Annotated in this window: 14 protein-coding genes; 3 read left to right on the top strand and 11 right to left on the bottom strand. The window is 67.7% G+C overall.

The annotated features are described in order from the left end of the window. Positions 1 to 83: 83 nt before the first annotated feature. Complete coding sequence (locus AC6EKW_RS03385; protein WP_273886972.1) at positions 84 to 692, top strand: rhomboid family intramembrane serine protease; 609 nt, start codon at positions 84 to 86, stop codon at positions 690 to 692. Here AC6EKW_RS03385 and yidD read toward each other — a convergent pair. From yidD to AC6EKW_RS03360, 5 genes are all read right to left on the bottom strand, one after another. Continuing rightward, positions 685 to 915, bottom strand: a complete 231-nt coding sequence (gene yidD / locus AC6EKW_RS03380; RefSeq protein WP_273886971.1) for a membrane protein insertion efficiency factor YidD — start codon at positions 913 to 915, stop codon at positions 685 to 687. The genes AC6EKW_RS03385 and yidD overlap by 8 nt on opposite strands. Positions 916 to 1,008: 93 nt before the next feature. After that, entirely contained in the window at positions 1,009 to 1,851 is an 843-nt protein-coding gene (lgt, locus tag AC6EKW_RS03375; RefSeq protein ID WP_498513703.1) for a prolipoprotein diacylglyceryl transferase, read from the bottom strand. 25 nt (positions 1,852 to 1,876) lie between these two features. After that, on the bottom strand, positions 1,877 to 3,919 hold the full coding sequence (mrdA, locus tag AC6EKW_RS03370; RefSeq protein WP_498513702.1) for a penicillin-binding protein 2: 2,043 nt from the start codon (positions 3,917 to 3,919) through the stop codon (positions 1,877 to 1,879). Positions 3,920 to 4,045: 126 nt separating this feature from the next. Further along, positions 4,046 to 4,576: a hypothetical protein gene (locus AC6EKW_RS03365; RefSeq protein WP_273886968.1), complete on the bottom strand. Its 531-nt coding sequence runs from the start codon at positions 4,574 to 4,576 to the stop codon at positions 4,046 to 4,048. Beyond that, complete coding sequence (locus tag AC6EKW_RS03360; RefSeq protein ID WP_273886967.1) at positions 4,573 to 5,106, bottom strand: CPBP family intramembrane glutamic endopeptidase; 534 nt, start codon at positions 5,104 to 5,106, stop codon at positions 4,573 to 4,575. The genes AC6EKW_RS03365 and AC6EKW_RS03360 overlap by 4 nt, the downstream gene beginning before the upstream one ends. Before the next feature lie 166 nt (positions 5,107 to 5,272). Between AC6EKW_RS03360 and AC6EKW_RS03355 the strand changes: the two genes are divergently transcribed. Next, positions 5,273 to 6,628: a phosphomannomutase/phosphoglucomutase gene (locus AC6EKW_RS03355; protein ID WP_273886966.1), complete on the top strand. Its 1,356-nt coding sequence runs from the start codon at positions 5,273 to 5,275 to the stop codon at positions 6,626 to 6,628. A gap of 48 nt (positions 6,629 to 6,676) precedes the next feature. Here AC6EKW_RS03355 and AC6EKW_RS03350 read toward each other — a convergent pair whose 3' ends face one another. From AC6EKW_RS03350 to AC6EKW_RS03335, 4 genes are all read right to left on the bottom strand, one after another. Next, the gene (locus AC6EKW_RS03350) at positions 6,677 to 7,330 is read right to left on the bottom strand and encodes a BON domain-containing protein (protein ID WP_498513701.1); all 654 of its coding nucleotides are present in this window, start codon (positions 7,328 to 7,330) and stop codon (positions 6,677 to 6,679) included. A 124-nt stretch (positions 7,331 to 7,454) separates the two neighbouring features. Then, positions 7,455 to 8,261, bottom strand: a complete 807-nt coding sequence (locus AC6EKW_RS03345) for a DR2241 family protein (protein ID WP_498513700.1) — start codon at positions 8,259 to 8,261, stop codon at positions 7,455 to 7,457. Then, positions 8,245 to 9,012 (bottom strand): CbiX/SirB N-terminal domain-containing protein, encoded by a 768-nt coding sequence (locus AC6EKW_RS03340; protein ID WP_498513699.1) that lies wholly within the window; start codon positions 9,010 to 9,012, stop codon positions 8,245 to 8,247. Before AC6EKW_RS03340 ends, AC6EKW_RS03345 begins: the two co-directional genes overlap by 17 nt. A 99-nt stretch (positions 9,013 to 9,111) precedes the next feature. Next, a complete protein-coding gene (locus AC6EKW_RS03335) occupies positions 9,112 to 9,996 on the bottom strand; it encodes a triphosphoribosyl-dephospho-CoA synthase (RefSeq protein ID WP_273886962.1) in 885 nt (294 codons plus the stop codon). An 86-nt stretch (positions 9,997 to 10,082) separates the two neighbouring features. Between AC6EKW_RS03335 and AC6EKW_RS03330 the strand changes: the two genes are divergently transcribed. Then, positions 10,083 to 11,255, top strand: a complete 1,173-nt coding sequence (locus AC6EKW_RS03330) for a carboxylate-amine ligase (RefSeq protein ID WP_273886961.1) — start codon at positions 10,083 to 10,085, stop codon at positions 11,253 to 11,255. Here AC6EKW_RS03330 and AC6EKW_RS03325 read toward each other — a convergent pair. Continuing rightward, positions 11,227 to 11,373 (bottom strand): hypothetical protein, encoded by a 147-nt coding sequence (locus AC6EKW_RS03325; protein ID WP_273886960.1) that lies wholly within the window; start codon positions 11,371 to 11,373, stop codon positions 11,227 to 11,229. The genes AC6EKW_RS03330 and AC6EKW_RS03325 overlap by 29 nt on opposite strands. 21 nt (positions 11,374 to 11,394) lie before the next feature. Beyond that, positions 11,395 to 12,204 (bottom strand): hypothetical protein, encoded by an 810-nt coding sequence (locus AC6EKW_RS03320; protein WP_273886959.1) that lies wholly within the window; start codon positions 12,202 to 12,204, stop codon positions 11,395 to 11,397. Between the last annotated feature and the right edge of the window lie 170 nt (positions 12,205 to 12,374).

The raw sequence follows: 12,374 nt of genomic DNA, 5'->3' as shown, positions 1-12,374 counted from the left end.
GAGACATCCAGCGTCTGCCCGCAACGACGGCCCTCATCGGGGCCAGCGTCCTGGCCTACCTCGTGGTGGCCTACCTGGGAGCGGTGCGTTACGGCTACCCGCTGAACGCGGGACTCGTCACCCAGCCGCCGCAGGTGCTCCGGGCTGGCGAGCTGCTCCCGGCGCTGGTCGCACAAGGACAGCTCTACCGGCTGTTGACGAGCATGTTCCTGCACGCAGGGCTCGTCCACATCGCCCTCAACATGCTCTCGCTCTACTTCCTGGGCTCTTTCGCCGAGCTCTCCTTCGGAAGGGTCCGCTACTTCGCCATGTACCTCCTGAGCGGCCTCGCGAGCGGGATAGCCTACCTCTACTTCGGCGGCTTCGATACGGCCGTGGTCGGGGCGTCCGGAGCCATCTTCGGTCTGGTCGGCGGCATCCTGGGTTACGCACTGCGGCGCGGAGCCTTCTCCTGGGAGAACCCCGTGGTGCGCCAGCTCATCATCCTCACCGTGCTCAACCTCTGGATCGGCTTCTCCATCCCCCACATAAGCAACACGGCGCACATCGGGGGTCTGGTGGGTGGGGCCCTCTACGGCTGGCTCATGGCTCCATCGCTCTACGCGAGAAAACCCGGGAGGACGGCGCTCCCGATCGTCGCCGTCCTCGGGATCGAACTCCTGCTGCTCGGCCTCTGGCTCTTTTCTACTTGACCGGGTCGTAGCCGCCCTTGCAGAACGGGTTGCAGCGCAGGAGACGCCAGACTGCCATGAGAGTCCCTTTGAAGGGACCGTGCTTGCGAATCGCCTGCACGGCGTACTCCGAGCAGCTCGGGTAGAAGCGGCACGACGGCGGGAACGCCGGCGAGACGAACCGCTGGTAGAGCCTGATGAACAGTATGAGGATACGCCCTATGAGGTCGGCCACGAACTTCACGATTCTTCCAGATGAGTATACCGCGGGCCAAGCCCCCCAGGGATACGCGAAACGCTATGGTGCCATAGCGTTTCGCTCTGGCTCAGGACTTCCTCACCCCCCCTGCTTCTCCCCCGCCCCCTTGCCGGAGCCCACGGTGTGCCGCAGGAAGATGACCAGCGAAAATCCTATCACCAGGGCGGCGCTCACCAGCAGGTTGCCGCTTATCCCCCCGACTATCGGGAACTCGGTGTCGACCCGCATCATCGTCGTGAAAAATCGCCCGAAGGAGTAGAGAACCACCCACAGGAAGAAAACATCCCCCTTCTTGAGGTTCCACCCGGAGCGCCGGGCGATCCACAACAGCGTGAGCCCGACGAAGAAGTCCCACACGGACTCGTAGAAGAAGGTGGGTTGAAACGAAGTGTAGTGGGCGTACTGGGGCGGTCGGTACTGCGGGGCTATCCTGATCGCCCAGGGCAGGTTCGAGGGGTGCCCGAAGAGTTCCTGGTTGAAGTAATTGCCCCAACGTCCTATGGACTGGGCGAAGGCGAGCCCGGGCGCGCCGGCATCCACGAAGCGCAGCAGGTCTATCTTGCGCCGCCAGCAGAAGAAGGCCAGCCCCACCAACCCTCCGGCGACCGCCCCGTATATGCCGAGGCCTCCGTCCCAGATCTCGAAGACCCCGGGGAACGGATGACCCCGGTAGAGCTCGTAGTCGGTCACCACATGGTAGAGCCTCGCCCCGATGAGCCCGGGTATGATCACGTAGATCAACGCATCCAGGGCGACCTCTCTGGGGTATCCCCGCCGCTCCAGCTCCTTGCCCCCGAGCCAGGTCGCGACCGCGACGCCCAGGGCGATGAACAACCCGTAATAGTGCAGCGTCAGCGGCCCGATGTGGAAGACCGGAGAGGGAGGACTGGGGAAGGACAGTAGCAAGATCGTCGGCATCATCGGCGTGAGATCACCCCTCTCGTCATCAATCCTGCGGTGGAACGCTGGTCTGGACCGGGGAAGACTGCTGGCTGGACGTGCCCTTCTGAGAGACACCGTAGTAGTACTCGAGTATGTTGCGTACGGCCACATCCGCCGTCCCCTCGCCGTTGCCCCCGTGCTCGACCATCACCAGCACGATGAGCGGCGGCTTGTCGTGCCTCCCGGCGGCCCACCCGACGAACCACCCGACCGGGTCCCCGCTGGTCTGTCCGGTCCCGGTCTTCCCAAGCACCTTGAGCGGGGAGTTCGCGAACTGCGGCCCGGCGGTGCCACTCGGACCCGTCACCATCGCGAGGCCCTGCTTGATGGCCGCCAGATCCTGCTGGCTCACCCCCACCTTCCCGACCGGCTTGGGGTCTATCCTCTTGACGACCTTGCCGTCCTGGTTGGTGATCTCGAGGCCGACATGAGGCCTCACGAGCGTTCCACCGTTCTCGATCGCCGCGTACGCCCTGATCAGCTGCAGCGGCGTCACCTGGAGTCCCCCCTGACCTATCGCGAGGTTGACCCAGTCGGCCTCGGTCCAGGCCTCCGGGTTCTTGACCCCTACCTGCTTCTGGTACTCCTTCTTCCACTGGCTCGTGGGCACGAGCCCGGCCGACTCCCCGGGCAGATCGACGCCGGTCCTCTCGCCGAATCCGAACCTGCGGTAGAAGTGAGGCAGCAGGTTGACGTCGTTGGTCTGGTTCCAGATACGGTCCGCGACCATGTAGAAGTACTTGTCGTTGGAGTCCCCGAGCGCCTGCGCGAGGTCTTCCGTACCGTGGGTGGTTCCGGTCCCGTCGAACTCGCGCCAGCTCTGCCAGCAGCCGTTCGTCCAGCCCGTGGGACGCCAGCAGGCCCCGGTGTCGGTGTAGGTGGTCTGGGGCGTTATGGCGTGGTAGAAGAGCCCGGCGAGCCCGGTGAACGCCTTGAACGTCGAGGCCGCGGGATAGGTTCCGGCTATCGCCCGGTCGGTGAAGGGCGAGTTCGCCTGCGGAGACATCAGATACTTGTACTCGGCGAGCTTCTTGCTCCCGGTGATCCCGCCGGCGAAGAGCTCAGGGCTGAAGGCTGGACGGCTCGCCAGCGCGAGGATCTGACCGTTCTCGGGGTTCATGGCGATGACCGCCCCTCCCGTCCCGGCGTAGCCGGCCGCCCGAGCCCGCTGCATCGCGCCCTCGAGCTCCTTCTCGGCGACCTGTTGCAGCCCGGCGTCGATGGTCAGCTTGAGGTTGTCCCCCGGCTTGGGTTCCTTCACCGCGACCGGGGTGGGTGAAGAGGAGGAAGAGCCGCTAGGGACCACGCGTCCCATCGCGTCTATCTTGTCCCCCTTGCCCACGATGCGTCCCTGCGCGTCGACGTTGTACTTCTCGTAGCCGGGTTTGCCCCGCAGGTAGTTGTCATACTGGGCCTCGACCCCGGAGAGCCCGACGATCGCGTCGTTGGGCAGCCCCTTGTACGGCCCCTTTCCGACCTCGTTCGGCGGGATCGAACCGACATACCCGATCACGTGCGCGGCGAGGCTGCCTTTCGGATAGTTGCGGATGAAGTCGTCGGTGACCGAGACGCCGGGGAACTCGCTGGAGTGCTCGCTGATGTAGATGACGGCGTCCTTGCCCACGTCCTGCTTGACCGGGATCGGGCTGTAGACGTCGTTGATCTTCTTGGCCGCATCGTACCGGGCGAGCACGTCCTTGGTGTTGGCACCCAGAACCTCGGCGAGTTTCTTGAGGTGAGCGCGCGAGATCTTGGCCGGGACGACCGTGACGTTGAGCGCGGGCTTGTTGTTGGCGAGAACGTGGCCGTTCCTGTCGTAGATGACGCCACGCTCGGCGGGGATCTCGACCTTGCGGGTCGAGGTCATCTGGGAACGGGAGTAATACTGCCGCCCGGTCAGGACCTGCAGGTACCAGAGCCTCCCCACGAGCACGATGAAGACGAGCGCCACGATGAAGGCGAGCGAGACCACCCGCACCTGCATCCGGCCCTTGGGGACGGCGGGGACCTGCTCGCGCCCTTCTCTGTCACCCCACCATATACGCAAAGCCCTGCCTCTCGCCTCCCGACGATCTCAAGAAAGATGGACCGGAGCCCACCTAAGCTTACCAGCGGCGGACGGACGATCAAGCATCACACCCCTATACGCGCCCTCCGCGGCGCAGGTTGCACCTCACCGGACGAGGAAACTCTTCCGCGCTTCTCCCCCTCCGGCCGAGCGCACCCTGACCTCGTACAGGCCCTCCGGCAACTTCCCGGAGTTCGACGAGACGACGAAGCGCAACACCCCCGAGACCCCCCGCCCCGCCGCGTAGAGCTGCCTGGAAGGCTGGCCGCGCACCCGCAGCCCCGTGGACGAGAGGCGCGAGAGGAGCGGTCCGCTCGTCTTGCGCGTGACGCTGGCCTCGACCCCGCCGCGCCCGGAGACCGAAAGGTCTCTCACCACGACGTAGACGTAGACTTTGCGCGGCCGGGTGCGGAAAAGGTCGGTATCGGGGGGTGGGTAGGCCCGGTCCTGCTCGCTCACGCTTATATCCGCGAACCCACCCGAAACGCTCTTCGTCTTCGCCGGGAGCTGTCCTTCGAAGAGGCGCCCGGCGAACGACCAGGCTCCGAGCACGAGCAGGGCCACCAAGACGAGCGCCGGCCATCGGCGCCCCTTCCTCCGTCTGCTTCCCACCCCGGTCTGCGGGAAACCCCTCACCGGTTCCACCTCGTCCGCTCGAGCTTCCACAGCGAGAGCATCACCCCGTTGTGCAGGGCGTGCGCGACCATCGGGGCCAGCAGCCCTCCCGTCGCCAGATAGAGCCAGCCGAATACGAAACCCGCGAGGGATGCCCACAGCGCCCAGGGCAGAAAGCGCCATCCCGGACCGAGGTGCATCAACCCGAAGATCAGGGAAGCCCAGACGATCCCGACCTCGGGCTGCAGAGCGCCCCTGAAGAAAGCCTCCTCCCCGACCCCGGAGAAGAGCGCGGTGGCGATCAGACCGCGCAACTTCACGCCGTCGATCAGACCCGGCGCCAGCTCGTCCGCCAGCGAGCGGAAGACCGGGACGAACCGGTAACAGAGCAACGCGGCTCCCACGGTCCCGGCGGCGGAGAGCGTCCCGAGCAGCAACGACCGGCCGGGCTCCCCGACGGGGAAGACCTCGTACCCCCGGTAGGCCCGCCACGAAAGCGCGACCACGAAAAGCGCCGCGTAGGCGACCGCGGCGCGCTCAGCGAGCCGCATGCCCCGCGACATCCCGGGCCGGGAAGCGATCGTCGGGTGGACGCATATCTTCTCATTGTATTTCACGAAACGCCCCCCGGGCCTCGTGCAGGAGAGCCCACGAGCGGGTATCGTACGTCTCGCAGGCAAACGGAGCGCGGCCGAGAGCCGGAGGTACGAGAGGCAGATGGACGAATCGATCTTCAAAGCGTACGACATCCGGGGCATCTACCCGGACACGCTCGACGAGAACGTCGCCCGCGACATAGGCCGGGCCTTCGTCAACTATCTGGGGCTCTCCGGGGCGCGGGTGATAGCCGCCCGGGACATGCGGCTCTCGGGCGAGGCGCTGGAGAAAGCGTTCATAGACGGGGTGACCGAGGCCGGAGCCGACGTGCTGGACCTCGGTATGATCTCGACCGACGCGCTCTACTTCGCCGTCGGGCACCACGAGGAGCCCGCCGGAGCCATGGTCACCGCCTCGCACAACCCCAAGGAGTACAACGGGTTCAAGCTGTGCCGCGAGAACGCCATCGCGCTCTCCGGCGAGGAGGGTCTCTACCAGATAAGGGATCTCATACTCTCCGGCAAGATACCCGGACCCTCGGAGGTCCGGGGCTCCGTCGAGCACGGCGACATCACACAGGAGTACGCCAGGCACTGCCTGAGCTTCATCGACACCCGGGGCCTGAGGCCGCTCAAGATCGTCGTGGATGCGGGCAACGGGATGGCCGGCAAGATGCTCCCCCCCATCTTCGAGCACCTCCCGTTCGAGGTGGTCCCGATGTACTTCGAGCTCGACGGCTCCTTCCCCAACCACCCGCCGAACCCCATAGAGCCCGAGAACATGCGCGAGCTGCAGGAGCGGGTCCTCTCCGAGGGGGCGGACTTCGGGGCCGCCTTCGACGGCGACGCCGACCGTTGCTTCATCGTGGACGAGAAGGGCCGCACGATCTCCGGAGACCTCCTCGCCGCGCTCGTCGCCAAGAACGTCCTGGAGAAGGAGCCCGGTGCGACGATCATCTACAGCGCGGTCTGCTCGAAGGCCCTGCCCGAGCTGATAGAGCGCGAGGGCGGAAGGGCGATCCGAACCCGGGCCGGCCATTCGATCATCAAACCGCAGATGCGCAAGCACAACGCGGCCTTCGGCGGGGAGCACTCGGGCCACTTCTACTTCCGCGACAACTACTTCGCCGACTCGGGGATAATCGCGATGCTCACCGTCGCCGAGCTCGTCGCCCGTCAGGAGAAGCCCATCTCCGAGCTGCTCGCCCCGATAGACCCCTACGTTCGCTCCGGGGAGATCAACTCCGAAGTCGAGGATCAGCAGGCGGTGCTGCAAAGGGTGGAGGAACACTACGCCGGCCGCGAGGGCGCCAGCATAGACCACCTCGACGGTCTGACGGTGGACTTCGGAGACTGGTGGTTCAACCTGCGCCCCTCGAACACCGAGCCTCTCCTCAGGCTCAACGTCGAGGCGAAGGACCGCGAGGTGATGGAGCGCGAGCGAGACCGGCTGCTCGAGATGATCCGGGGAGGCTGAGGCGGGGGTTCGGTCCCCCCTCACCTTCTCCGCCTCCGTCGGGAGGCCTCATGAAGACCGGTCGGACTCCTCTCCACCCTTCTGCCGGGTGGGGGCCTCCGGGTTCACGGTGATGAGGTTGCGCACCTCGCGCACCCCCTCGGTCGACGCGGCGATCTCACCCGCAGCCTGTCGGGCGTTCTCGGAGGGTGCCTCGCCGCGCAGCTCGGCCACGCCCTCATCGACCTCCACGTTGACCCGCGCCATCGTCGCGGTGCGCGGATCCTCTCCTATCTGGGTGCGGATGCGCTGCTCGACGCTCTCGTCCCGTCCCGTCGCCACCTCCGTCCGCGGGCGGCGCTCCTCGCCGACGAGCGGCCCCTCCGAGGGCTCCGAGTAGCTCCGCCCGGCCCCCGTCCGCGCGGGGGACTCCCCGACGGTGACGCCAGAACCCCAGCGCTCCGCGCCGGAGGTCCCGGCCTCGCGGCTCTGGATACCGCCGAAGGAAACCTCGGGACCTCGCCTGCTCCTCCTCGAACGGAAGATCATGACACCGGCCGCGAACCCCACGAGCGCCGCGAGCCCGTAGCGCAGAGCTCCGCTCCCGGCGAGGCCGCCTCTCCCGCCGGGGTTCCCGATCACCCCGAGATCCACCCTGGAGAGGCGGCGGGCCATCCCCGTGCGCCGCGGCCCCGGGGCGAACCGCGCGGCTCTGTCCTGCATCCACCCCACTCTCCTTAAGGCTCTGGACTTGCCGCGCCTGCTCCTGACCGCCAACTTCGGCACCTCCGCTCTAGCCGCTTCATGCCCTCAAGATAGGAGATACCCGCAGCGGGAGGGTCGAAAACTAACGCTCCCCGCGCAGCTTCGGGAGCAGGGTGAGCGCCCGGTAGCGCAGGCGGCGTCTGTTCAGAGGCTTCTCGAACTCGGCCTCACGCGCCAGGGCGAGCCGCCCCTCGGCCCCGGCCTCGACCAGGGCGGTCAGATCCTCCCTCTCGCTCGGCGTGAGCGTCCCTTCGGTGGTCTCTTCCTCCCGCTCGAAGTAGCGGATGCGGCGGGCGAACGAGATGAAGACGCTGCACGGCTCCGGGCAGGGTATCTCTCCCCCGCCGCGGTCCATCTCGAGCGGAACCCCGTCGTCCACGTCCCACAGGGTGCGCTTGAGGCAGACCTCGTCTCCGCAGCAGGCGCGGGCGGCGTTCTGCACCGCTTCGTCCGAGAGGTGCCGCACCCGCTCGTAGATCCCGCTCTGCCGCGCGGCACTCCGGCGGAAGCTGGTCGTCTTCAGCCTCCCCTCGCGCAGGAGGTACCAGTGCGCCACGCCGGCGGGGTAGAGGTAGTTCATCGCCCGCACGAGCTGACGTTCGTCACGCAGCCGGAGCACCCACCCGCGGCGCAGGTTCGGCGCGCTCTTGAGCGGACGGTGCTCCCCGGAGGCGGTGAGCCGGGCTATCTCCCGTGCATCCCCCGGGTCCGAGAAGGCCTCCAGATCCTCGCTCTCCCGGTCGTCCACGTGGCGCACCTCGAACCCTCCCCGCGGCAGGGCCCGCACGACGACCTGCCCGAAGACCCTTCCCTGCGGCTCCTCCCTCACCCACCCGGCGAAGGCCCGGCGGGAGGAGACCGCGACGTTCTCCTCAGGATACGCCGGCAATCGTTCCCTCGCTCTCCATCTCGCGGGCTCGGGCCACGATGAGGTCCGCCATCGAAGGATGGGTGCCGACCGGCTCCCCGTAGAAGATGGTCCGATCCGGCCGGTGGGTCACCTCCCCGGTGAGCTCAAGGTCGGCGGGGATCGTCTCCCGGGTGTGCCAGCCCTCGGCGACGAAGACCGGGATCAGGATCACGTTCTCCGCCTCCACGGTGGAGACCACCCGGCCCACCTCGGGCTCCTGGTCCAGGAACGCCACCTCCACCCGGTCGTAGGCGCCACGTTCGCGGATGCGCCCGGCGTTCAGGTAGATGACGCTCGAAGACTTCTGGTTGAGGTCGGTGCCGTGCCCGAGGAGGACGAGCGCCGTGCGTCCCTCGCACCGCTCTTTGCCGCGCATGAGGTCGTCCACCCGTTCGAGGATCACGTCGGCCATCCTCTCGAAGGTCCCGAGAGGGCCGGCGTAGTAGATCGTCTTGCCGCGTCTTTCGGTGACGGGCCCCTCCAACCCGAGCTCCCTCGGGATGACCTGCTGGGTGAAGTACCCCTCGGAGATGAACGCGGGCACGACGTAGACCTCGTCGCTCTCGACGAGGTCGAAGACGTGGCGCATGGAGGGCTCCTCCTTCCAGAAGCACTCCACCACCTCGTCGAAGGCCCCCTTTCGCCTGATGCGCTCGGCGTGCTCGTACACCGGGCGGCTCGAGTCGCCGTTGAGGTGAGATCCGTGCCCGACTATGACAAGCGCCTTCATCCGTCTACCAAGTCCTTCCCGTACGTCTCCCATCCGGGTTGCACCAAAATTCTAGGCCAAGGAGCGCGGCGGCGGGGCAATCAGGGTCGCAAACGCCTCCTAGCGCTGCCGGGCCGGCTGCAGCCGGTAGCTCAGCGCCTCCGGACCGTGCTCCAGGCTCACCATGAACGCGGCCGCAGCGACGAGGGACTCGGTGGCCGTCGGGGCGAGGCGCGAGTCCGCACGCAGCGCGCCGTCGAGGTTGTTCACCGCCTGCAGGCCCCTGCGGGAGTAGACCCCCCCGCTCTTCTGGACCCCGCGGGCCATGCGCGAGACCTCCTCCGCCTCCCGCCGGTTCGCCCGGGCGGCGACGTCGAGGTCTGGGACCTCCGAGAGCACCTCCAGGTAGGTGTGCACCAGCGCCGCCCGCGCCGAATCGGCGCGGGAGAGGGCGGAGAGGAGGACGTTCCGGGCGAGCTGACCGCTGATCTCGAAGTTCCGGGCGTACTCCCGGGCGAGGGGATCCCGGTCGGCGGCGAACCGCACGACCTCCCGCAGGGTGGTCTCCTCGCCGGCTTCGAGCGAGATCTGGACGGCCCCCGCGAGCGCTCCTCCGGACCCGGAGACCGAGAGAGCCCGCGCGAAGGCCAGCAGGTCCTCCCGCCCGAGACCGCGCAGCACCGAGCGCAGCGGCTCCGCCCGCAGCGCCGCCCGGGCCAGCGGAGCGAGAAACCCTCCGGCCCTCGGGTCCGCGTACCCCGCCACCCGCCGCGAGGCGAGGACGGCCTCCAGTACGGTCTGTCCCACGCCCCGTGCCCCGGCTCCGGCCACCGCCTGGCCCACCGCGGGTGCGGAGAGCATTCTGCTCTCGTGCGCCACCCCGGCGTCCGTGTAGCGGGACCCCACGCCGGGCATGGGCGCGCTGTAGACGAGGGTGAGGGCGACCATCGCCCCGGCGGCGACGGCTCCCTCCGGAACCCGGCTTACGTCCTCCCGTTGCGCCAACGCCACCTCCCCTCGAGAGAGCCACACGCCATTAATTCTAACCCCGGTCCCCTCGAGCCTCCGGATAGCTTAATATACGGTCCACGATGAGAGACCAAAACAGAGAAGAGGCGCCCCTCATCCCGGAGGACGCCTTCGAGACCGGGGCACCCGAAGGAACGGTCGGGGCGGAGGAGGAGCTCTGGCTGGCCGATCCGCAGACGGCGAAGCTCGCGGGAGGGGCTCAGAACATACTCGCCTCCTCCCCAGAAGGCCACTTCACGGGCGAGCTCATCGACTGCGAAATCGAGAGCAACACGGGCGTGCACCGCGAGGCTCACGGGGTGGCCCGGGACCTCGTCGCCCGCCGAAAGGAGCTCTTCGACCACGCCGAGAGGCTCGGGAGGATGCTCGGAGCGAGCGGGACGCACCCCCTCGGCGACTGGCGGGAGCAGGAGATCATAGACAAACCCCACTACCAGCGGCTGAACCGGCTCCTGGGGTGGCTGATCCGGCGCAACAACACCTTCGCGTTGCACATCCACTACGCCGTCTCAGGACGCGGCAAGGTCGTCTACCTCTTCAACCGTCTCAGGGAATACGTCCCCCACTTTCTCGCCCTCTCGGTGAACTCCCCGTTCTGGCAGGGCGAACACTGCGAGATGCTCTCCAGCCGCATCCTGATCTTCTCGCGCTCGATGCACCGGGCCGGGTTGCCGGAGCCGCTCTCCTCGTGGGAGGAATACGTCTCCTACGTGGACTTCCTCAAGCGTTCCGGCACGATAAACGGGCTACAGGAGATCTGGTGGGACGTGCGGCCTCACCCGAGACTCGGCACGATAGAGTTCCGCGCCCCCGACACCCAGACCGATCCCCGCCGCTCGGAGGCCCTCGTCGCGCTCGCCGCGGCGCTCTGCGACCGCCTGTGCGCCGAGTACGACTCGGGCGAGATCAGGCCCATCCGCCCGGTGCGGGAGATCGAGGAGAACAAGTGGAGCGCCCAGCGCTACGGTCCCTACGGGACCTTCGTCGACCACGACACCCACCTCTCCGTGGAGACGAAGAAGGTCCTCTACCACCTCGTCTCCGAGCTGGAGAAGGACGGCCGGCGCGACCTCTCCGGGGTGTGGAGGCTGCTCGACGAACCGACCGAGGCCGAGCGCCAGCTCGAGGTGTGGCGTGAGAGCGGCTCGGCCGAGGAGGTGGCGCAGGAGATCGTCCGGCGCACCCGCGAGGCCACGGAAGGCTACGCTAGCGGCGGCGCAGGCGGCGGTTCATGACCCTGAGCGCCAGGTGCATCGCCGTGCGGCGGACGCGCTGGCTTCGCACCAGGGTGTAGACGACCTGCCGCCCGAGCGGGCTCCTGAGTATCCTGACGGCGATGCGCAGCTTGCCCATATCTCCCTATCCTCTCTCGCTTCAGCTCGTACGGTCTATCTCGGCGTGGTAGCGGCTCCCGAGCCTGCCGCCCAAAAACCCGCCGAGCAAGGCTACCACGACGGCGCCGGCGATGGCGCCGATGCCGGGACCACCCGCTCCGAGAAGCGTGTTGAGCCCCGGGAGCACCCTGCCCTCGATGAGTCCGCGGAGCGCGCTGCCGCCGCTCGAGGGCAGGAAGGGCCCGGCGGCCGCGACGATGAACGCCACCACCACGCTCCAGAGGAGCGTGACCACCCCGTTTATCCCGCCGTCGAAGCGGGCGAGCCGCCCGGCGACGTACCCCCCGAAGAAATAGGTGAGGAACAGCAGCGCCGCGACGACGGCGCTGCCAGCGATGGCGGTGTTGCTCGGGGGCCAGGAGACGCTCGCCGGGAAACCCAGCGGCCGCAGCACGAATCCGGCGACGTAGGAGAGAACCGCCCCGGTCACGGCGCAGAAAACGAACCCCAGGAAGCTCGCCAGCCAGTCGACCCCGCCGTAGAGCTCCTTCAGGCGCTCCTCCCTCTCTTCGAATCCGAACCGGTACGACGCCGGGCGGGGAGCGGCGGGCGGGACCTCGGCCGTATCCCCCACGGCCGGGCGCATCACCCGGGTCTCACCCTCTCCTCCGGAAGAGCTCGTCGGCCTCCGGTAGGGCCTCTCCCACTCCTCGGGTTCCATCCGGCGGGTCGCCCCCGGATCCTGCGGCGGGACGCCACGCCGGGTCTTCTCGGTATCCTCGGATGGATCCTCCCCCAGCGGGCCAAGCCGCCGGCGCCTCTCGGGATCTCTGCCTGGCCCCTCGCTCATCTCTAGCCTCGCGCCTCCTGGTCTTCGAACCCTCTCAGGTCTATGGATTCTAACCCGCCCGGTGAACACGGTATCCTTAGCAGGTGCGGCCCGGGCGGGCCACGGGTCATCTTTGGACATCAGGACAAAAATCCCGCGCCTTCCCGCTCTTCAGATTGTACGCGCGGCTA

The sequence above is a fragment of the Rubrobacter sp. M3-4 genome, assembly GCF_059772285.1.
This window is presented reverse-complemented; position numbering and strand designations above follow the sequence as displayed.